The sequence below is a fragment of the Parabacteroides sp. HGS0025 genome, from assembly GCF_000969845.1.
GTDB classification, from domain to species: domain Bacteria; phylum Bacteroidota; class Bacteroidia; order Bacteroidales; family Tannerellaceae; genus Parabacteroides; species Parabacteroides gordonii.
The window spans coordinates 1,867,577-1,889,664 of the sequence record NZ_KQ033902.1 but is presented as its reverse complement, the minus strand read 5'-3'; the positions used below and the strand labels follow the sequence as shown (position 1 = coordinate 1,889,664).

The following is a 22,088-nucleotide window of genomic DNA, read 5'->3' as shown; positions in this document are numbered from 1 at the left end:
TACATAAGTTCACCCCCTATTCTTCCGGAAAGTAGCCGGACTGATCCCCGTTTGTGCCTTAAAGGCGCGGTAGAAGGTTTGGCGGGTGGAGAAGCCGGAGTCGAAGGCGATGGTTTCAAGGGAAAGGTGGTCGTTAGCCGGGTTGGAAAGGAGACAGATGGCCTGACGGATACGACACTCGTTGATATAGGTGGAGAAAGGTTTGCCAAAGACGGAGTTTACGGCTTTTGAGATCATGTTGCGATGGACGCCGAGACGTTGGGCGACGCTTTCGAGGTCGAGTTCCGTGTCGAGGTAAATCCGTTCCCCGTCGATCAGGCGGGTAAGGCTGTCCATCAAAGTGATGTCGGCGGTATCGGCTTCTGCGGACGGGACTACGACGGGAGCTTGCTCCGCCCATTCACGGCTACAGGCAGCCAGTTTCCGGTAAGCCTGGTGTTTCTTACGATAAAGAACAGATATGACGAGCAGACCGATCAAGATAACGCCCGCCGTCACGCCCATGCTGACGGAAACGTTGCGGAAAGTATTGATCTGCATTTCCTTGAGGGCACGTTCCGACTCGAACAACTCCTGTTTGGCCCGAAGAACCAGAAGACCGCTGTATTTCTCATCCTGCCGGCGGTTGGCTACGGTGGTCGAGTCCATATAGGCGACCGACTGTTCCTTCTCACCTGTATAGGTATAATAGCGAGCCATCAGCGGATAGAGGTCGCACGAACGGTACGACATTACCCAGGGCCATTGTTCGATATGGTAAAGGGCACTGTCGATCATTGCCTTGCAACTATCCGGCTTGCCTGTTTCCAGATAACAGTCCGCCAACCCGACATAGATACCCGAGGTAAAGCTATGATCGCCCTCCGCCAGCGAGAATGGCAACGCAGCAGCATGCAAGGCAAGTGCTTCGCAGTATAGACCACGTTGGCGATAATTGGAGGCCAGGTTGCTCAACGCGATGCAGTCGAACATGGGACGCAACTTGACACGGTCTTTACACTCCAGCATGGAACGGAAATAATAGTCGGAAGTATCCAGTTCGCCGATATTACGGTAATAAAGGCCCAGTGCGTTGCGTGCCTGAAGGTTATAGAGATTGTAATAACGGGGAACAGGGGCATCCTGCAAAGCCGCTTTCAGGTAAGGGATAGCGATCTCATAGTCGCGAAAGTCGAAATAAAGGCGACCCAGGTCGTACCAGATGTTTTTCTCTTCCGCGGGATCGATATCACCGCCGACCACTTCCAGACGTTTGGCAATACGTTCGGCACAAAGAAAAGCGGTGTAATATTGTTCATGCAGATACAGTCTGCGAAGAATATAGATGAGCGCTCTCATTTCCATGGAAGGATCATTGCGGGCAACAGATTTATCGGCAAGAGCATAAAAGACCTTTACTTTCTTAGCGCGCTTTTCCGGCGTATTATCGGGAAGAGCAATCGCTTCGCCGTATTCCAGTTCGCGCCGGAGGATGCTCCCTCCGATCCGTTCGACTGTTTCGCGCATCCGGCGGACGGCTTCGTTACGGTCGGCATCTTCGGGGATGGCGTCGATGGCTTCTTCGTAATAGCGTTGCATCATATCCGCTATCGCTTCGTAGCCGACTTTTGCACAAAGGGCCAGAAGGCTATCGCGATCGGGGATTTTCGTTTCGTTGTTTTCCGGAAGATAGATACTGTCGGCTGCACGGGCCTGCATTTCAGGGATATAGCGCAGGTCGGAAGCGAAAGTACGTAAAAAAAGAGTATCGGCCTTACTCTCTGCTGCTCCGAAAGCGGCAGAAAGTAAAAGACCGATACCAATTAGTATATATATTGCTTTGCTTGTATGCATTCCGTTCCTTTTAAGATTAACTGGAAATGCAAATATAAGGTTTTTTAGTCAGGCACAAACATGGAAGACCGGAAAATCAATCATTCCATTATTACCTTTTCCAGTATTGTTCCATCTGTTCCAATGTTTTACCTTTCGTTTCGGGAACGAACTTCCAGATGAAAGCGGCGGCCAGGATACCCATCAGGCCGTATATCCAGTAAGCGACACCATGATTAAACGTTTCCGTCAGGTACTGGTTCTTGTCAAGCATCGGGAAAGTCCACGATACGAGGAAGTTGGCAATCCACTGTCCGGCAACGGCAATACTCATCACCGTCGAACGGATCGAATTCGGGAATATCTCAGCCAGCAACACCCAGCAGACAGGCCCCCACGACATGGCAAACCCTGCGGTGTAAACCAACATACAAGCCAGCGAACCGATACCGACGGAGTGTGTATAGAAAGTAGTCCCGAGTATAATCATGGAAACGGCCATTATCAACGCACCGATAATCATCAACGGACGACGGCCGAACTTATCGACAGTAAAGATGGCAAGCACGGTAAACGACAGGTTCACGGCACCGACAACGATCTGTTGCAACAAAGCAGCATCCGTAGCAGCTCCCATCGTCTTAAAGATCTCCGGCGCATAATAAAGTACCACGTTGATACCGACAAACTGCTGGAATCCGGACAACAGGACGCCTACCATAATAATAAGTACGCCAAACGAACGGATCGGGAACACCAGCGACACGAAGAAACTGCCGATCAGGGCGATCTCCAACGCACTTGTATTACCAGCCAGCTCCAATGCACCGTAAGCCAACAGGAACAAAACCAGCCACGCCCCCATAAAACGGAAGTACGGACGCATGGAAGGCGCCTTTTCCTTGAAACTATTCTTTATATCCACCAGCTCTTTCTCCGCCTCGTCTCTTCCCATCAGACGGTCGAGGATGGTCAATGCCTTTTCACCCTTACCACGCATCACCAGGTAACGGGGTGTTTCAGGTACGAACATCAGCAGGACAAAGAAGAGCACAGCCGGGATGATCTCGGAAGCAAACATCCATCTCCAGCCCTCCGTGTGCAGCCACGTAGCATCCCCCTGCAAAGCGATCGTGTAATTTACAAAATAAACGACCAGCATACCGAAGATGATAGCGAACTGGTTCCACGAAACCAGGTTACCACGACGGTCTGCCGGGGCGACTTCGGCAATGTACATCGGCGATACCATCGAAGCCAGGCCGACTCCGATCCCGCCTACGATACGGTAAGCGACAAACAAATACATATATGTATGATCTCCGCTACCGGGCATTCCCAGTCCGAATTCGGGCCATGCCGAACCTATCGCGGACAGCAGGAAAAGGACAGACGCCACGATCAATGTCGGCTTACGTCCATACCGCTGGCTGACCCAGCCGGCAAAAGAAGCTCCCAGAATACAACCGATCAGCGCACTGCTGACAACAAAACCTTCCAGCGAGTTAGCCTGGTCGAGAGGCAACCCGTAAGGCTCGATAAAAAATTTCCTTAGTGATTCTACCGTTCCGGATATAACGGCTGTATCGTATCCGAATAATAACCCTCCAAGGGTAGCAACGAGGGTGATACCAAAAATATAGCTATTGTTGTTTTTCATGTTTACCAGATTAAGAGTAACTTTTCCCCTCTCGAGAGGGGGCAGGGGGTGTGTTAATGCCAGTTATAGGACTAAATTTAACACCCCCCTTAATCCCCTCTCCAGAGGGGAAAGAGTTACTTCTTGTAACTAATTATATGTATAAATTGAGAATCATCTCATATAATTCCTGTTTGCCGCTGACCATCTTCGGTTCTCCGTCGCGGAGAGCGATCGTACGCAGGTCTTCCAGGGAAAGTTTGCCGTCTTCAAACGCTTTGCCTTCGCCACCATCGAAGCTGGCGTAACGTTCGGCACGCATCTTCGTGTAATCGGAGTTTTCAAGGATGGCAGCAGCCGTGATCAGGGCACGGGCAAACGCATCCATACCACCGATATGAGCCAGGAAGATATCGTCCAGGTCGGTCGAGTTGCGGCGGGTCTTGGCATCGAAGTTCGTTCCGCCGGTTGTCAGACCACCCCCTTGCAGGATGACCAGCCAAGCCTGAGTCAGTTCGTAGATGTCCATCGGGAATTGGTCGGTATCCCATCCATTCTGGTAGTCACCACGGTTGGCATCGATACTGCACAGCATACCGGCATCGACAGCAGCCTGCAATTCGTGCTCGAACGTATGTCCGGCCAGGGTTGCATGATTTACTTCGATATTCAGGGCGAAGTCTTTATCCAGGCCATAATGACGAAGGAAGCCGATTACAGTTTCCGAGTCGACATCATATTGGTGCTTGGTCGGTTCCATCGGTTTCGGCTCGATCAGGAAAGTACCTTTGAAACCATTCTTGCGGCCATAGTCGCGTGCCATCGTCAGCATCATAGCCAGATGGTCTTTTTCGCGTTTCATATCGGTATTGAGCAGGCTCATATATCCTTCGCGTCCACCCCAGAACACATAGTTTTCACCGTCCAGCGCGATACAGGCATCGATCGCATTCTTGATCTGCGTACCGGCACAAGCCACGGCCGAGAAGTCAGGATTAGTGGCAGCCCCGTTCATATAGCGTTTGTTGCTGAACACGTTGGCAGTAGACCATAACAGTTTTTTTCCGGTTGCCTGCTGAAGCCCTTTGGCATGGCCTACCATCGTATGAAGGTCTTTTTCAAACTGAGCCAGCGTGGAAGCTTCGTCCACCACGTCCACATCATGGAAACAGTAATAAGGGATGCTGCATTTTGTCATAAACTCGAACGCTGCATCCATCTTATATTTGGCACGGCTGATCGGGTCGGCAGCAGCATTCCAGGGGAATGTTTTCGTACCACCGCCAAACTGGTCGCCCCCTTCGGCACAAAGCGTATGCCAGTAAGCCATTGCAAAACGAAGATGATCCTTCAGTGTTTTACCCATCACCACCTTGTTTTCGTCATAATAATGAAACGCCATCGGGTTCTTTGACTCGCGTCCTTCAAACTGAATCTTTCCTATTCCGGGGAAGAATTCTTTTTCGCCTTTATAAAAATTCATGAGATTAATAGTTTAATGATTTATATTACATTGGTATATTGTTATCTGCCATCAGCTTATCCAACCGTTCTTTCCAGGTTGTGTATGCGGCGCAATACTTATCGGCCTTCAGCCCGTCAGGTTCGATCACGTTGATCTTCTTCAGAGAGGCAAACGCCTCTTCGGGCGACTGATAAATGCCTGCACCGATACCGGCGCCCTTGGCGGCACCTACCGCCCCGTTGGTGTCGTAAAGCTCGATCACCGTTCCGGTCACACCCGACAGGGTATCACGGAAAACAGGACTCAGGAACATATTGGCATTCCCGGCACGGATCACATCGATGTCGATTCCCATTTCGTTCATGATATCCATCCCGTATTTGAAAGAGAACACGATCCCCTCCTGTGCGGCACGGGCGATATGGGCTTTACTATGCGTATTGAAGTTCAGGCCGTGGATAGAGCAATCTATCTCCCGGTTCTGCAACATACGTTCCGCCCCGTTGCCAAACGGCAGGATAGACAAGCCGTCCGACCCGATAGGAACACCGGCAGCCACCTCATTCAGCTCAGGATAAGTGATACCTTCCGACGCAACATTCTTCTTCACCCACGAGTTCAGGATACCGACCCCGTTGATACAAAGCAGTACCCCCAGGCGGGTCTGCTCCGGAGAGTGGTTCACATGGGCAAACGTATTTACACGCGACAACGTATCATAATTGACTTTACCGTTCACACCGTACACCACGCCGGAAGTACCTCCCGTCGCAGCGATCTCGCCCGGGTTAAGAACGTTCAGCGACAAGGCGTTATTCGGCTGGTCACCCGCACGATAAGTGACAGGCGTGCCCTTCTTCAATCCCAGTTCGGCGGCAACGGAGCCCAGCAGTTCCCCCTGAAGGCCGAACGTCGGACGTATCTCCGGGATCAGGTCGTTGCTGAAACCGAAATAAGTCATCAGGTCGGCCGACACCTTTTCATTTTTGAAATCCCAGAAGATGCCTTCCGATAACCCGGAAGTGGTAGTAACGATATCCCCCGTCATCCGCATGGCGATAAAATCTCCCGGCAACATAAACTTATGTACCGAGCGGAACAATTCCGGTTCGTACTCCTTCACCCAAGCCAGTTTCGATGCTGTAAAGTTTCCGGGCGAGTTCAGCAGATGCGACAAGCATTGCTTCTCCCCTATATTTTTAAAAGCCCGTTCGCCATAAGGTACGGCACGGCTGTCGCACCAGATTATGGACGGACGCAAAACCTCCATCTTCTTGTCTACCAGGACAAGCCCGTGCATCTGGTAAGAGATCCCGATCGCCTTTATATCCGTTCCCTGGATACCGGCTCCGGCGATAGCACCCTGTATCGCTATCTTCAGATATTTCCACCAGTCGTCGGGCTCCTGTTCCGCCCAACCGGGTTTCACGGCTTTGATGGGCGCCTCTTCTTTCGGATAAAAATCAGCCCCGACCGTCAGCCCTGTATTTACATCCACGATGGAAGCCTTCACCGAAGAACTTCCTATGTCACAACCTAATAGATACATATTCCTGCGGTTTAATTCTTATTAAAGTTTGAATGCATCTTATTATATTTCACCTTATCGAAACGATAATAGCGGGCGGCACGGTGGGCAACACCTTCTTCTACCTCATCGGTAGCCACCACATAATCCAGCGAACTCATTTTCTTGTGGAAGTTGCGGACATCCATTTCCTTATTATAGATGATCTCGTACGTGCGTCTTAACTGGTAAGCCGTAAACTTCATCGGGAGATAATCGAATACGATAGACGGTTCCTTTTCGATCCAGTTGCGGATCTCCTCGACAGCCGCTTCGATAATCTCTTTATGGTCGAACGGCAAAGCCGGCAGCGCATCGATCGGGAACCAGGCAAGTGAATTATATTTATTAGTAGGATTCGATTTTCTTCCGATCTTGGTCAACGCCAGATAAGCGACTGTCACAATCCTTTCGATCTTGAGTTTCATGGCATTTTCCAGCCACTGCATATCGTCTTTGTTTTTTGTACGTGAAGGGGATCCGAAGCTGCGGAACTGTTTCAGGGGGACACGTTTCAAACCGGTCGCTTCGTGGAAAACACGGTAAGCGGCAGTATCAAGATCTTCGTTCTCAAAGATCAGGCTTCCCGGCAACTTATAATGTTTTTCGTCACTTTCGTCTATTTTTCTCTCAACTAACAACACACAAAGCGTATCGTCTTTTACCCCCAGAAGGACGCAATCGACAGATACATGCGAGTAAAGCATCTTTTTATTTTCCATACGTGTTTCCATAATATTACATTAAACCGCCACAAATATAAGCAATTTCTTAAATATCAAATAAACAAAATCACTTTTTCACTATTTATAAGACTCTATTTATCTGACATTTTACTATCTTACCTGATACAATAACAGTTACAAGCCATAGTGTAAACGTAACAATATTGTGGGATTCAGGCCGATAGATTCTATTTAACATGCTTTACCTAAACTTTTTAAACTATTCGGGTAACAAAATACTTTTATTAATACTTTTGTTACAGATTAAGATTCATCATGGATATAAAACACATACAGTTCACCTGCCGGATGTACTGGGCCAACATGAAAGGCCTGCTGAATATCGTGGCAGAAGGTTTCATCCTCCTGGCATCTATTGCCTCTTTATTCGTACTTATCTACCAATTCGGATTCCAGCAGACGGGCGAAACGATACACAGCCTGTACCTGAGCCGTATTTATATACTGCTTGCTTTCTTTATCGGGATCACGTTGCGGTACATCGTCCGGTTCAACGAGATCATACAGGAGAAACTATTATACCTGGATATCGGGATCTATTTCCTGCTTTTCGCCGTCCTGTCGGCAAAAGTATTTTTCAGGGATGTCATGGAGCAGTCGCTTCCCTACCTGAGTTTCCTGTCGAGTCCCCTGTTTGTTTACATAATGATCCTGTTGTTGAGCGTGATCCACCTGTCGAGGCAGACGTTCACGCTGATGCAGACACACATAAAACCGTCGCTGCTGTTCCTGCTCAGTTTCATTTTTGTGATCCTGATCGGAGCCGGGCTACTGATGCTCCCGAACGCGACGACCCGCCCGATCCATTTCGTGGACGCCTTGTTTACCGCCACGACGTCGGTCTGCGTAACCGGGCTTACCACGGTCGATGTGGCAACCACCTTCACACATATAGGACATATCATCATTATGATCCTGATACAGATAGGCGGGATCGGGGTAATGACCTTCACCAGTTTCTTCGCCCTCTCCTTTATGGGACACTCGTCGTTCACCAGCAAACTGGTGCTGAAAGATATGCTGAACGAGGATCGTATCGGCGGGCTGTTCAAAGTGATCCTGAACATCCTCTTCGTCACCTTCTTCATCGAAGGAGTAGGGGCTTACTTTATTTATATGGATATCAGGGGGACACTTCCGGGCGGGAACACCCAGGGGGATATATTCTTCGCTATTTTCCATGCGGTGTCCGCTTTCTGTAACGCGGGGATCTCCACCCTCAGCGGAAACATGTGCGACCCGGTAGTCGTCCATAACTACAACCTGCATGTATGGATCTCGCTGCTGATCATCTTCGGCGGACTCGGTTTCCCGATCGTGTTCAACTATCTGAAGTTATTAAGGCATTTTATCGTGAATACCTTTATGATAGCCATCGGGCAACAGAAGCATTATATCCATACGCCGCGTATCATCAATATACATACTTATATAGTAGTGATCTGCACCCTGACCCTGATAGTAGGGGGAACAGCTTTATATTATCTTTTCGAAGTAAACAACACGCTGGCCGGACTCCCGCTGAAAGGAAAACTGGCCGACTCGTTGCTTGGCGCCGTTACTCCCAGAACCGCCGGGTTCACCATCGCCAATATGGATGCACTCCGCCCCGTTACGCTGATGATGACGCTTATCCTGATGGTTATCGGTGCCGCCCCGATGTCGACCGGCGGCGGATTAAAAGTGACGACCGTGTTGGTAGCAATCCTTACAGCCATCAACGTGGCACGCGAAAAAGAGAAAGTGGAAATCCGCAAACGTGAAATATCCCCGTCCACCATACGCCGGGCATTTGCCACGATCGTGCTCTACTTCCTGTTCGCTTCGCTGGCGGTATGGATCCTGTCGTATACCGAAGAAGGGACTCCGGTCTTTACACTTACCTTCGAGGTTGTATCGGCATTGAGCACGGTAGGGTCGAGCCTCAACTTCAGCCCGCTACTGTCTACACCGGGCAAGCTGATCATTATCAGTGCCATGCTGATCGGACGTATCGGCGTACTGACCTTTGTGGTCAGCTTTATCAGAGAATACAAAAAGAGGGATTACACATATCCCCAGGAAAATATATTAATGTAATAAAATAAGCCTTATGAAATTTCTTGTAATCGGATTAGGTAACCTCGGACGCGCCATAGCGGAAAACCTCACCCGTATCGGCGATGAAGTGATAGGTGTCGACATAAACCTGCATAAAGTAGAGGCTGTGAAGCAAACGATCTCCGGCTCCGTCAGTCTCGACACGACCGACCGCGACGCATTGAACACGCTTCCGCTAAACGAAATGGATGCCATCTTCGTGACCTACGGCAAGAACTTCGGTACGTCGGTGCAAACGGTCGCCTTATTGAAGAGCCTGGACGTCAGCCGACTGATCGTCCGTTCGATCTCCCCCATCCATGAAACGGTGATCCGCTCCATCGGCGTTTCGGAAATCATCCGGCCCGAACAGGATTATGCGGCCACGTATGCCTCCCAAAGTTTGTTGGGCGACTTGTTCCAGCGTTGGTACCCCGTGACGGAAACGCATCACCTGTATAAGATAAAGACACCGGGGACGCTGGTCGGACAGACGTTGAAAACGATCGACTTCCAAACAAATTTCGGCATCCGCCTGGTAGGTATCGAGCGGTCGCGTGAAGTCAGGAACCTGATCGGATTAAAGCAAACCCAATATGATGTGGTCGATCCGCTGACGGACGACCTGGTATTGGAAGCAAACGATATACTGATCTTATTCGGTAAGATGGAAGTGCTCCATAAGATCAAGGAGTTATAAAAAAGCGGTTCCTTCGGGGAACCGCTTTTTACTTTCAATCATATCTTTATCAATCTATTTTCGAAACCAACACTTTGTCGATACGGGCACCGTCCATGTCTACGATCTCGAACTTGAAAGTGAGCCAGGTCAGCGTCTCCCCCGTCTTTGGAACCCGTTCGAGGATTTCGAGGATCAGACCGCTTAAGGTGTTGTAATCGTGCTCGGCGTAAAGGTCTTCCATATCGAAGTATTCGAGGAAGTCGTAGAAATTATACTGTCCGTCCACCAACCAGGTACCATCGGCACGCTGCGTGATCTCGGCCTCTTCACCCACTTCGGGCACCTGCCCGATCAAGCCTTCCATAATATCCTTCAAGGTCACGATACCCTGTACGCCCCCGAACTCATCCGTCACGATGCCATATTTCACGCGGGCCACTTTAAACTGCTCCAAAGCATTATACACACTCTGGTTCTCCGGAAGATATTGCGCCGGGCGTATCACCTCCTCCAACGAGAAGTCAGGTTCATCAATCCGTCCGAACAGGTCTTTGAGATAAACAACTCCTTTGATATTATCAAACTTTTCGGAAGCAACGGGGTAAATATTGAATAAATTTTCCTGCACCTTTTCACGGATCTTCTCGATACTGTCGGTCACATCCAGCCATACCAGGTCACTGCGGTGTGTCATGATCGAACCGACGTTACGGTCGCCGAGGTTAAAGACGCGCTCCACGATGTCTTGTTCCACCTCCTGCACTTCACCTCCGTCAAAACCTTCTTTCACGATCGCCTTGATCTCCTCTTCCGTCACTTTATTCTCTTCGTTCGCTTTGATTCCGGTAATTTTTATAACCAGGGCAGTGCTTTTCGACAACAACCAGACAAAAGGCAAAGCCAACTTCGACAAAAGGTACATCGGTTTGGCCACCAGCATCGAAACCCGTTCGGCATAGCCCATACCGATACGTTTCGGCACAAGTTCGCCCATGATCAGTGTCAGGTAAGTTACTATAATAACGATGGTAGTCTTCGACAGTCCCAGGGCATAGGGTTCGAGTGCAGGCACGTGGCGTACCACTTCAGCCAGGTTGGCCGCAAATGCTTCTCCCGAATACAAACCGGTCAGGATACCGATCAGCGTAATCCCTATCTGGATAGTCGACAAGAACCGGTCTGGTTCGCCGGCCAGCTTCAAAGCTGTTTGCGCAGATTTATTCCCTCTTTTTGCTTCCAGTTCCAACCGGGCCTTGCGGGCAGACACCAAAGCGATTTCAGACATAGACAAAATACCATTCAACAAGATAAGGCCGATAATAATAAATATTTCCATTTGCTATATACACAGCGATTGATTAGGCAACGAAGATATGAATTATATCGAAATTAATGCTACATTTAGCACTTTAATTCATTTATGATTTACAACATGAAACATCAGATCATCTTACTTGGAAAAGATATAACCTCCGTGTATCACGGAATAAAAGAATTTGCCCCGGATCACGTACACCTGCTATGCACCAACGAAACGCAGCAAGTGGCAGAGCCGTTATTCCCGCTCCTTCCCGACTCCATCGGCCACACAGTATACCGCACCGAGCCCTACAACGGCGAACATGTGCGCACCGTATGCCGGAAAATACACCAGGCTTACCCTTCCGCCGACTTCGCCTATAACCTTTCGGAAGGCACCAAACTGATGGCTTTCGCCGCTTTCACGATCGCAAAGGAATACAACGTCCCGGCCTTTTACCTCACCCAGCTGGGCGATCTGGTCTGGCTCGACAACTTTGAGATGCGCCCGATGAAAAGCAAGCTGGACAACAAGGAGATACTAGGCCTCAGCGGAAACGTACTCACCGAATACCAGGATGCGAAACAGCTGAGCGATACCGACATACAAGCCTCTTCGCTGATCAAGCAGTTCATCGAACAATATCCGAAGGAACATACTATGATCCAGAAATTCTTTAACATATTCTGTGAACGCGACACCTCACGCCTGCCCGCATCGCGAGTCTTTAAGAACGGATTACGTTTCAAGCAACGACAGGGAAGCCTGCTGATCGCACAGGAAAACCATGTACTGCTACGGCTATCTACCCCGAACGCCTGCATGTTGTTCTTCAAGGGGCGTTGGTGGGAAACACTGGTCGCCCACAAGGTAAGGACATGGAGCCAGCGGCACCCCAACCGCCCCGAAGTATGGCAAAGCGTCATCTTCCGGACAGAAGGGAACAACCCGCGCACCAAAAACGAGGTGGACGTATTACTCAACAACCAGCAGCAATTGATTTTTATAGAATGTAAATCGGGACTGGTCACCCAGAACGATGTATATAAGGTAGATGCCGTTCGTGAGACGTATGGCGGGGATATTTCCCTGGCTGTCCTGGCCAGTTATTACCCGGTAGAAGATAATTTGCAGGAAAAGTGCAAGGATTTGCAGATAAACCTCTTCGCCCCTACCTATATCGAAGACCGCATCGACCACCTGAACACCTTACCGGCCTGGCTGGAGAAGCTTTCCAACTCGCTGCAACTATAAAAAAGAAGCCGTTCTACCTTCTCAGGCGGAACGGCTTTTATCAATCGATAAGTTTTTGCTAATCTAATACATATTAGAAAACAATATCGGGAGATAGATACTTACACTTATTCTAAATTCTAAACTTCATCATCAAAATTAACTGGAAGGAATTATCAATTCCCTCACGTCAACAAATAGTGCAAAGGTTATGCCAAAAAAGAATACCACATCAGAACACATCACAGACTCCTAATTATAAGCATATTACAAAAACAAAGAATGCAAAATGCCCAAAACAGCAAGTGTGGACAAAGTGTGGAAGTGTGGAATTTTTCCCCACCACACTATGGGGAATTGCAAAGAAAAAGCCGGTACAGTTTCCCGTACCGGCTCTCCTATCTATCATTCTGTCATTATTTTACGAACGGTGCCTCCAGCAGATAATCGGCACAGCCTTTCACTCCGTCAAATTGTGAACGTCCGTCCGGCATGCCTTCCAGCTCCACATAAAATTCTTTTATCTTATTCTCGTTGGCCTGTTTGAAGATCATTTCGAAATTCATGAAACCAGATTGTCCGAGGATCGCCCGGTCTTTGATATGCAACAGCTTGATACGGTCGGCATATTTCTTCATGTATTCCACCGGATCATTCTGTCCGATCACCGTCCAGTAAACATCCATTTCAAAAAAGACCAGGGAAGGATCAGTGCCTTTCAGGAACAGGTCGTAGATAATGTCGCCTTTATTGTGGCGGCCGAACACAGCCTCTTTTCCACCGGGCACCACCTTTGCAAATTCAAAATCATGGTTATGGTAACCAAACGGAATGCCTGCCGCCTTTATGACCTTTCCGGCTTCGTTGAAGATATCGCATACATAGCCCACTTCTTCCACGCTGCGGGTGCTGGGTTGTCCGGGTTGCACGAGATACTTCACACCCAGTTTGGCATGGTCGTCGGCCGTTTTCTTCCAGAATTCCATAATAGACTGGCGGTTCTCCGGGGTATATGTGCCTGTGGGCGGATTAACATGCGAGCTGGTGATCTTCAATCCGTTATCCTCAGCTATCTTTTTGAATTCCATCATGTCCATACCGCTGATCTTCCCGTCGTTATATCCGGCAAGTTCGAGCGTTGAATAACCGATTTCTTTGATTTTTTTCATTCCGGCGGGTACGTCCTTTGTCAGTTCACCCCCCAGGGAATAAATCTGTAAACCTAAACTTTTTGTGGCGGTCGTTTCCGTGGTTACGGGAGTGGCTGCCTGTAATGTTCCCGCTTTTCCGGTCATCAAACCGCCGAGAGTCAGCAGGGAAGCATTTCTCAGGAAATTTCTTCTATTTATCATGGTCTAGTAATTTTAAGTCTTCAAAGGTATAATTTTAATCTGAAAAATAGTTTTATATTTGTAGGAAAGTAAGAACCCTATAAATTTATTTTGTATCATGGAACCTATTTATTGCCAAAGTTGTGGAATGCCACTCGTTGCCGAAACGGATTTCGGAACCAACCGGGACGGAAGTAAGAACAAGGAATATTGCGCTTTCTGCTTCAAGGACGGCCAGTTCACGCAAAATGTTACGATGGAAGAGATGATCCAGATCTGCCTCCAGTATTCAGACTCCTTCAAACATGAAAACGGCGAAAGCTACACCAAAGAGGAAGCCTTGGCAGGAATGCAGTATTATTTCCCGCAACTGAAACGCTGGAAAAAGGATTGAGTGTCCGGCTAAATCTATAAAACCGTGTAGACCGTTATGTATCAGGAATATCCCCCATGCCAACTGCTTGCCCCCTATATTGACAAATACTGGGAGTTCAAGGGTGAAACCGAATACGATATGCGCTATAAGATACTACCCGACGGCTGCACGGACTTTATCTTTTCTATCGAGGAACCGTCGCAACCCCTGAACGGAGAGATACTGATGCAACCCTACCGTTTTTATTTTGTCGGCCCGATGCGGGTTTACTCGGAGCTGGTGACCCGCTCCACCCGCCTTCATATGATGGGTGTCCGCTTCTCCCCCTGCGGCCTGGCGGCTTTTGCCCGGATGCCTTTAGGCGAGTTTACCGACACGAGGGTCAATGCGTCCGAGTTGAACGTCCTTTTCGACGATCATTTTGCAGAAATGTTATGCGAAAAGGAGTCTTTGCAAGAACGCATACATATAATAGATAGACATCTTATCGCCCGTCTACCGGGGCTCCAGCCGGTAGACCCGCAGATCATCCGGGCTACCGATCTGATCGTCCGGGCAAACGGGATGCTGCCCATACAGCAATTGACGGACAAATTGTATATCGGGCAACGGCATTTCGAGCGCAAGTTCAAACACATCACCGGCTATACTCCCAAAGAGTTCAGCAGAATCACCAAGTTCCGGTATGCAACCCGCGTATTAAGACAGATGAAGGGGGAAGATATGCAGCAATTGGCTATCGACTGCGGCTATTACGATCCGTCCCATTTCATCAAGGAATTCAAGAAGTTATCGGGGAGCCCCCCCTCTGCTTTCATGGCTTTGCCGATACCGGAAGACGATCCGCTTACTTACATAGAATAAAGAAAGTCGATTTTTTACAATAGGAAGCGGGAAGTTTCCTTTATGTTTGCCGAACAAAATTAATACTTCAGAACATGGAAAAAATCAAACAACAAGCGATCGATTTGCTGAATAAATGCGAAGTCTTAACCCTTGCCTCCATCGACGAACGGGGCTGTCCGCGTCCGGTCGTCCTGTCGAAGATTAAAACGGAAGGGATCGATTCGATCTGGTTCTCAACGGGAACAAGCTCGGAGAAGACAAAAGATTTTATCAAAAACCCGAAAGCCGGAGTCGCTTTCTACGAAGGACACGACAGCGTTACGCTGACCGGCACAATCGAAGTGGTAAACGATGTGGAAGAAAAGAAAGCCCTCTGGGTGGATTGGTTCTATGAACACTTTCCCAAAGGGGTGGACGATCCGGAATATTGCATTCTGAAGTTCACGGCTGAACAGGCAACGTACTGGATCGGCAATCAGTTTATCAAAGGAAAAGTTTAACCGGTAGGTATCGGTCGAAAGATTGCTGCCGACGTTTTTCCGGAAAGGATACATGCTTTTTACCAAGAGGGTGTATGCTTTTCGGAAAAAGGTCGGCAGCTATTTTTTTAATCGTCCAGCTCTCCCTGGTTACGCATGTGCTTTCCGTCGCAGAACGGTTTATTCTGAGACAAACCGCAACGGCACAAAGTGACACGGTTGCGGACAGGATAAAACCCGTCCGTGCTCATCTTCTATCGGGATACCGCCTTTCACCCAGATAGGGCCGTGAACGCTGAGAGCCACGTCTTCGAGGATGCTGATGCCTTCGGGCAATTCCGGTTCGATACGTTTTCCGTCTTTCGTGACGGCAGTGAGACGTCCGCTGGGACAGTTGGCACATTGCTGTTTCACGATTTCAATCGTTTCGGCCGAGTCGCCCTCTTCCACTTGTTCCCAGGACGTACCGTGGGTATCACAGAAACGAGCCACGGCACAAAGGCTTTCAGCGTCCAGCATATCGATCACCTTCCCTTCGTAGAGGACAGACATTTCATCGTATGTGTCATGGCTGGCGGTCGTATCTCCTTTAAAGCCGTTTTTCTTATGCGTCCCGTCGCAGAACGGTTTGTTATGCGAACCACCGCAACGGCACAGATGATATACGCCTTCCGGAGAATACTTCTGTATTTCCTTATAACCGGTGGAAGCACCTTTACGGTCGTTTACATAACGCAATTGGTTCAGGGGAATATCCCCGATCACTTCATAAGGCCCGTTGGGAAGAACCTTGATTTTCTTTTCACTATTAGCATCCATTACCTAAGTTGTTTTAATTTTATGTACTATTTAATAAACAACCAGCAAATGGGTTTGTTTAGGCATATCTCCGGAAAAACAATCCGGAAGAATCAGAAACCCAGCCCCAACTCAAACATAAAACGGAAACTGTCGGTTGAACCGAAGCAGGAATATTTCGTCGTAATCTTATTAATCAACGTCAGCCAGATACCTCCCCCGTAGGACGTATGCCATCTTTTGGATTGCTCGCCGGGAAACCAGACACGCCCGTAATCGAAACCGGCAAAGACACCATACTTCAGCGGGGTAAACGGATTCTTCAACTTCCCCATATCCAGCCGGATGTCCGAATACTGGTAAAAAGATTGCTTTCCGATGAAACGGTTGTCCCTGTAACCGCGCAATTCGGTGGATGCTGCCTGGTAAAACTCATACTTATTATTGAAAAGCTGCTGGGTTTTCGCCATCGTAGCCCAGGTAAGACGGTCGGTTATCTTTACATCCAGCTCCACCGATGCTTCGGCGTAAGGGAAATTACGGCTTGCATCTTTCAGGTTCATCTTCCAACCTCCGGTAAGCGTCCCTCCCAGTTTGGGGATGAAGGAACAGATCTCTTTTTCCGTATGGAAGGAAAGTCCGAGGTCGATGAACAGGTTGGTTTTGAAGATACGATGATCCTCGGGGTAAAACTGGTTAATGAAACGGTCGTTGGTTTCCTTGGCTTTAAACATTTCCCAGGAGGCTTGTACGACCAACCTCTCCCTTTCGCTGAAATCCAGGTGGAAGGAAGGGGATAATTTGAACTGGCGGATATGCACGCGGTTGTAATTCTTCTTTGCATCCTTATAGCCGTCCGTATTGTTTCCGAAGCCGAAGAAATTGTAAAAGTTCCTCCGCGAGCTGATCGTTGCATCTATATTAAACGATTTCTTCCCGTCATAAGACGGAAAAATCCCCTGATAGACAAAGCCTTGTATATAGTTGTACCCGATACGGTGCTGATAGGTAAAGGGTGAACGTTTGAAACCATACATCGTATAGGTAAAGAAGGTTCCGAGACTGAATCCCTTGTCCGAGTCGTAAATTCCCCAGGGAGTGAAAGACATCTTATGATGCTTTATCTTATTATAATCGTACTGATGAATCTCAGGAATATCCGAAAAAAACTTTTTGACATGGGGCACAGTATCGAGGGCTGCCTTCCCCGACTCATATTCATAAACACGTATGTGGTGACCCGGTTCCATCCGGTAGGTATTCTTTCCTTTCCCGGCAATCAGGAAAACGGGCACCTCCTTGTTTGCCCTGCCACTTACTTCGAAACGGTCGTCACCCTCCAGGCCGTAGAGCCAGATCTCTTTTGTCTTTTTCCGGCTGTATTTCCGGTCGAACACCCGTTGTCCGGTCTGTTGGTCGTACATCTGTATGAACAGACTGTCCGGATTATGGCGGTCGATCACGAAACGGTCTGAACGGTTGGTTCCCGTCAGCACCGGAGTTTGTTGCAACGAAGCAAAATAATTTTTTGCTATCACCTCCAGCTTCTCCCGCCTTTCCTTTATTATCCGGGTAATCCGTTTAATTTCTTGGTCTTCTATTCCTTTGGGAAGCCTTGAAAAAGCCTCGTCGATGATAGAGTCGGTAAGCGTCTGCCGGATAAATCGCGCCTGTCCGATCCATACGGAAACATCGCTTTGGGAAGCCAGCGCCATATCCAAAGCAAAGCCCAACGTATTCTCTTTCCGGACGCTTTTCGGGGAAGCGTCGTAATTGACGATGAAACCCAATCCCAGCACACGAAGCATTTGTTTGAACAAAACACCGTCTACCTTCGTAAAAGCATGGTTACGATCTATGACTATCGGGGCATAGAGGATGCTGTCTCCTTCGGAGCGGCCCAGCCAGTTCCAGTTTTCGGGTATTTTATTCCAGTCGCCTATCAGCATATCCAGCAGACGTTCGCGGATATAAAGTTCCTGATCCACCTGAAAATTCTTGTTGGCCTGTATGGTATCCAGCAATTCTTCCGTCAGGAGAATATTCGGACGGGTATTGAAATCCGGGACATCAATGACGCTAACCAACTTATTTTCGATAGACGTCCCGTTGGCAACCGTATCGCGGGTCGAATGTTCCGGCAGGTAAAATATCCGCGAATTGTTTGAACTCAACCCCGACGAGCGTGCCAGATAATCGGCGGAAATAAAGGTATAGGGATTGATTATCGTATAGGCATCCCCGATAAACTGATCCAGGTAAGTATTTTTAAAGACCTTCTTGTTATAGACTTCCTGGAAGAATTTCGACTCGATAAATGTGGTATATCCGCCTAACGGCTTCAAAAGACAGAGTTGCTGTTGGTTGTTTTCAAGCAATAATCCTTGAAAATCGGCCGCCTGTTCAACCACCTTCACCCCTCCCCACAGCGATTGCAAGGTAACGGCGGGAACGGTAATAGGGAGAGAATAAAGTGTGCGGTAATGCTCGCCCCACAGCTTATTATACAAATCGCTTTTGCGCGTGGCAGAGGGAGGATAAATGGATTTTCGGACAAGAGAGTCACCTTCGCCCACCCGTGACGAGTCCGGGCGTAAGACAGAAGCCATCATATCCGCTGAAAAGACAAACAGCATAACAAGAAAGACTATATAAGAAGCAGGACTAAGCCGCATTTTCATCATCATCAGATAATTAAACAGTAATTACATCCTACAGATAAACACCTGTATATATAAGTAACACATCAGGCGTTTTACTTGTTTTATTCATACTGCCTGGCAACCTGTGCCAGTTTCTTTGCCATCTCTTAACAGGCTTCCCATGTTTAGCAAATTGTCAATTCACCCCATTCTTAAAGGGGCTGTACGTAGACTAATCAATACCTGTCTTTTTTCATGCAACTGTCCGCGACTTAACAAATAACACTTCATTCAGATAAAGTCCAATAAAGTGACATTATAAGACTAAAAAAGAATAGAACGAATCACTCAAGCAATAAGATCTCCCATACGAAACAAATTTGTCAATCTATTTGCAATGCTTATTTACTATGCTACAGAAAATAAAAATGTTATTCAACATACGATTTTAGTATAAAACGACTTCCAGGAAGACTCAATTAAACACTTATTAACCATTATCCTATTTAAAACAAACCTCCATTTCGTTTTAAACAAGTTTTTTGTTCGTTTTAAACGAAGTTCAAATCCCTTTAAAACGAAATGAAAAAGCATTTATCGGGAAGCGACTGTTAATTTTTGTATCCACGAGCATTCTATAAGACAGATTTGAACCAGCGCATTCGCCACAAATAATCGAATAATAAAGTCTTTATGCTTAACAAGTAGTACATTCTATTACATTTTGTCAATTACGAATAAATACACAATAATTTGCATAACATTTATGGTCTTGACCTATTTTTTTCCGTTCTTTGTTATACAGTTGAATATTCATCCTTAATTATAAGCTTATGAGTTTTGCCGGCCATGTTTTCGATATGATACGAAGAAATAAGGAAGATCGCGAGAAGCTCAACCAACTTCGTGGGAGGGGGAAAGATATGCATACCAAATATTCTTCCCATATCCCAGACATCAGTGTCGAAGAATATGAAAAGATCAACCAACAATTGAAGGAACGTGAAAAAAATGAACAAACTTATATTTCACGAATAAAACTAGTTGTTTTAGCTGTTATCATAGCCATAGTTATGCTATCATGGGTTATATTTAAACTCTTGTCTTTGTAAAATCAACAAGAGTGAAAAACACATCTTCAAGATTTACACTTTTTGTTACAAATATTTGTTAATTCAAAAACTGATATTATCTTTGCATTGAGATTTTAGTACAAACCCTAAAAACTGAGAAAGGGTACAAATATGTTGGAGCAGAAATAACATTCGAAAATCGGGACTAAGGTGGTTCTTCGGGAGGAAGGATCTTTGTAACTCGCGTCTTTTATCTAATACAACTTATAATATGACTTCTATAAGTTAATTAGTCCCACAATCATATCATACATTTTATTAACAGACTGATGCGTCAGGGCTGAGAAGACAAATTATATTCTTTTCAGGCTGCCAGACTATCAGTACAACCCAATCGTTATGGGTAATTATACGGATGAAACAAAACTCATCTTCGATAATAATTTGTCCTCAGCAGGTTGGAAGACAAGGCGTATCCGTACGGCATTCGACAAACGACTGCGCCGTGTGAATACCCCTTCACAAAATCGTGGAAGAATACAACACAGAAAAAGATTTATGGCAATACGAACAAAAGATTTAAGTAAGATAGGATATACCGACAATGTAGCCCGTAGCAAGGCTGTAAACATCATCAGCAAACATTGCAAACATGACAACAAAGAAACGGTACTCGCCGTGTTGAGCGACCTGTTGGAGAATCCCGGGAAATATAAGGATAACGACGTCTGGAAGCAGCTGGCGGAACACTTCTCTCCAACAATTGAAGAGAAGCAGTTCACCACCTATCTTCTGGCGGACGAGCCGAAAGGATATAAAACTTATGGCGGGAAATTCATCGATACCCTGGCCAAACAACAGATGGAGCTGGCAATGCGTCTACCGATAGCCCTCGCTGGCGCCCTGATGCCCGACGCACATGCCGGTTACGGACTGCCTATCGGTGGCGTGCTGGCCGTTGACAATGCGGTCATCCCTTATGCAGTCGGTGTCGATATCGGCTGCCGGATGAGTATGACCGTCTTCGATGCCAAGGCGGAAAGTCTGAAACGTTACGCCCACCAGATCAAGGAAGCGTTGAAAGACTATACGCACTTCGGTATGGAAGGTGGCCTCCCGTTCGCCCAAGAGCATGAGGTACTCGACCGCGAGGAGTTCCGGTCGACACCCCTGCTACGCATGTTTCACGGGAAAGCTCGGCGGCAATTAGGAACTTCCGGCGGCGGAAACCATTTTGTCGAGTTCGGCGAACTGGAACTGGCAGCCGACAACGTACTGAACCTTCCCGAAGGTAATTACATGGCGCTCCTCTCCCATTCCGGTTCCCGCGGCTTGGGAGCGGCCATCGCCCGGCAGTACAGCGATATCGCCCGCGAAGTTTGCAAACTTCCCCGCGAAGCACAACATTTTGCCTGGCTGGACTTACACACCGAGGCGGGACAGGAATACTGGATGAGCATGAACCTGGCAGGCGACTATGCCCGTGCCTGTCACGAACAGATACACTATAACCTGTCCAAAGCATTAGGTCTGAAGCCTCTGGCAAACGTCAACAACCATCACAACTTCGCTTGGCAGGAAGAGATTGCTCCCGGCCGTCACGCCATCGTTCACCGCAAAGGCGCCACTCCGGCAGGCAAAGGACAACCAGGCCTCATCCCCGGAAGCATGGCGACACCCGGTTACCTGGTCTGCGGACGAGGAGCGGAAGAGTCGCTCTGCTCCGCTTCACACGGGGCAGGACGGGCGATGTCGAGACAGAAAGCCAAAGAGCAATTCACGCAGTCGGCCATGAAAAAGTTCCTTTCGCAGGCCGGAGTCACCCTGATCGGTGGCAGCGTGGAAGAAATGCCGCTGGCTTATAAAGACATAGAGAAGGTTATGCCTGCCCAGGAGTCGCTGGTCGATATCCACGGCAGGTTCATACCCCGGATAGTAAGAATGAATAAAGAATAGGGAAATCCCTCAGCTTACCAAAGCACACGAAATACATTATATAATATAAAAGCAGCAAGATTGG

At 47.8% G+C, this 22,088-nt stretch carries 18 protein-coding genes; 8 read left to right on the top strand and 10 right to left on the bottom strand.

What is annotated here, in order from left to right; all coding sequences use genetic code 11:
* Positions 1 to 9 precede the first annotated feature (9 nt).
* The 5 genes from HMPREF1212_RS07255 to HMPREF1212_RS07235 form a co-directional block, all read right to left on the bottom strand.
* On the bottom strand, positions 10 to 1,833 hold the full coding sequence (locus HMPREF1212_RS07255; protein ID WP_046148912.1) for a helix-turn-helix transcriptional regulator: 1,824 nt from the start codon (positions 1,831 to 1,833) through the stop codon (positions 10 to 12).
* A gap of 91 nt (positions 1,834 to 1,924) precedes the next feature.
* Entirely contained in the window at positions 1,925 to 3,472 is a 1,548-nt protein-coding gene (xylE, locus tag HMPREF1212_RS07250) for a D-xylose transporter XylE (RefSeq protein ID WP_028728400.1), read from the bottom strand.
* Between the two features lie 133 nt (positions 3,473 to 3,605).
* Complete coding sequence (gene xylA, locus HMPREF1212_RS07245; protein WP_046148911.1) at positions 3,606 to 4,934, bottom strand: xylose isomerase; 1,329 nt, start codon at positions 4,932 to 4,934, stop codon at positions 3,606 to 3,608.
* Positions 4,935 to 4,959: 25 nt separating this feature from the next.
* Entirely contained in the window at positions 4,960 to 6,465 is a 1,506-nt protein-coding gene (locus tag HMPREF1212_RS07240) for a xylulokinase (protein WP_046148910.1), read from the bottom strand.
* Positions 6,466 to 6,476: 11 nt separating this feature from the next.
* On the bottom strand, positions 6,477 to 7,217 hold the full coding sequence (locus tag HMPREF1212_RS07235) for an NUDIX hydrolase (RefSeq protein ID WP_028728397.1): 741 nt from the start codon (positions 7,215 to 7,217) through the stop codon (positions 6,477 to 6,479).
* Positions 7,218 to 7,484: 267 nt separating this feature from the next.
* Here HMPREF1212_RS07235 and HMPREF1212_RS07230 point away from each other — a divergent pair, with 267 nt between their 5' ends.
* Complete coding sequence (locus tag HMPREF1212_RS07230; protein ID WP_028728396.1) at positions 7,485 to 9,308, top strand: TrkH family potassium uptake protein; 1,824 nt, start codon at positions 7,485 to 7,487, stop codon at positions 9,306 to 9,308.
* Between the two features lie 13 nt (positions 9,309 to 9,321).
* Positions 9,322 to 10,008, top strand: a complete 687-nt coding sequence (locus tag HMPREF1212_RS07225) for a potassium channel family protein (protein WP_028728395.1) — start codon at positions 9,322 to 9,324, stop codon at positions 10,006 to 10,008.
* A 49-nt stretch (positions 10,009 to 10,057) separates the two neighbouring features.
* Here the strand turns inward: HMPREF1212_RS07225 and HMPREF1212_RS07220 are convergent, their stop codons facing one another.
* Positions 10,058 to 11,326, bottom strand: a complete 1,269-nt coding sequence (locus tag HMPREF1212_RS07220) for a hemolysin family protein (protein ID WP_046148909.1) — start codon at positions 11,324 to 11,326, stop codon at positions 10,058 to 10,060.
* Between the two features lie 96 nt (positions 11,327 to 11,422).
* On the opposite strand from HMPREF1212_RS07220, the gene HMPREF1212_RS07215 reads away from it, so the two are divergent.
* Complete coding sequence (locus HMPREF1212_RS07215) at positions 11,423 to 12,544, top strand: Card1-like endonuclease domain-containing protein (protein WP_046150274.1); 1,122 nt, start codon at positions 11,423 to 11,425, stop codon at positions 12,542 to 12,544.
* Positions 12,545 to 12,939: 395 nt separating this feature from the next.
* Here HMPREF1212_RS07215 and HMPREF1212_RS07210 read toward each other — a convergent pair whose 3' ends face one another.
* Positions 12,940 to 13,875, bottom strand: coding sequence for a sugar phosphate isomerase/epimerase family protein (locus tag HMPREF1212_RS07210; RefSeq protein WP_028728392.1), 936 nt, complete (start codon positions 13,873 to 13,875; stop codon positions 12,940 to 12,942).
* Positions 13,876 to 13,972: 97 nt separating this feature from the next.
* Here HMPREF1212_RS07210 and HMPREF1212_RS07205 point away from each other — a divergent pair, with 97 nt between their 5' ends.
* The 3 genes from HMPREF1212_RS07205 (at position 13,973) to HMPREF1212_RS07195 (ending at position 15,576) form a co-directional block, all read left to right on the top strand.
* Positions 13,973 to 14,248 (top strand): zinc ribbon domain-containing protein, encoded by a 276-nt coding sequence (locus tag HMPREF1212_RS07205; RefSeq protein WP_046148908.1) that lies wholly within the window; start codon positions 13,973 to 13,975, stop codon positions 14,246 to 14,248.
* 36 nt (positions 14,249 to 14,284) lie between these two features.
* Complete coding sequence (locus HMPREF1212_RS07200) at positions 14,285 to 15,094, top strand: AraC family transcriptional regulator (protein ID WP_046148907.1); 810 nt, start codon at positions 14,285 to 14,287, stop codon at positions 15,092 to 15,094.
* A gap of 74 nt (positions 15,095 to 15,168) precedes the next feature.
* Positions 15,169 to 15,576 carry a pyridoxamine 5'-phosphate oxidase family protein gene (locus HMPREF1212_RS07195; protein ID WP_046148906.1) on the top strand — a complete coding sequence of 136 codons (408 nt, stop codon included), beginning with the start codon at positions 15,169 to 15,171 and terminating at the stop codon, positions 15,574 to 15,576.
* A gap of 107 nt (positions 15,577 to 15,683) precedes the next feature.
* Here the strand turns inward: HMPREF1212_RS07195 and HMPREF1212_RS27270 are convergent, their stop codons facing one another.
* The 3 genes from HMPREF1212_RS27270 to HMPREF1212_RS07185 all read right to left on the bottom strand — a co-directional run bounded on the left by HMPREF1212_RS27270 (position 15,684) and on the right by HMPREF1212_RS07185 (position 19,040).
* Complete coding sequence (locus HMPREF1212_RS27270) at positions 15,684 to 15,764, bottom strand: CDGSH iron-sulfur domain-containing protein (protein WP_369800837.1); 81 nt, start codon at positions 15,762 to 15,764, stop codon at positions 15,684 to 15,686.
* Positions 15,736 to 16,374 carry a CDGSH iron-sulfur domain-containing protein gene (locus tag HMPREF1212_RS07190; protein WP_232430054.1) on the bottom strand — a complete coding sequence of 213 codons (639 nt, stop codon included), beginning with the start codon at positions 16,372 to 16,374 and terminating at the stop codon, positions 15,736 to 15,738. Before HMPREF1212_RS07190 ends, HMPREF1212_RS27270 begins: the two co-directional genes overlap by 29 nt.
* A 92-nt stretch (positions 16,375 to 16,466) precedes the next feature.
* On the bottom strand, positions 16,467 to 19,040 hold the full coding sequence (locus tag HMPREF1212_RS07185; protein WP_232430053.1) for a hypothetical protein: 2,574 nt from the start codon (positions 19,038 to 19,040) through the stop codon (positions 16,467 to 16,469).
* A gap of 788 nt (positions 19,041 to 19,828) precedes the next feature.
* Here HMPREF1212_RS07185 and HMPREF1212_RS07180 point away from each other — a divergent pair.
* The gene (locus tag HMPREF1212_RS07180; protein ID WP_046148905.1) at positions 19,829 to 20,107 is read left to right on the top strand and encodes a hypothetical protein; all 279 of its coding nucleotides are present in this window, start codon (positions 19,829 to 19,831) and stop codon (positions 20,105 to 20,107) included.
* 519 nt (positions 20,108 to 20,626) lie between these two features.
* Positions 20,627 to 22,024, top strand: coding sequence for an RtcB family protein (locus tag HMPREF1212_RS07175; RefSeq protein WP_046150272.1), 1,398 nt, complete (start codon positions 20,627 to 20,629; stop codon positions 22,022 to 22,024).
* Positions 22,025 to 22,088 lie beyond the last annotated feature (64 nt).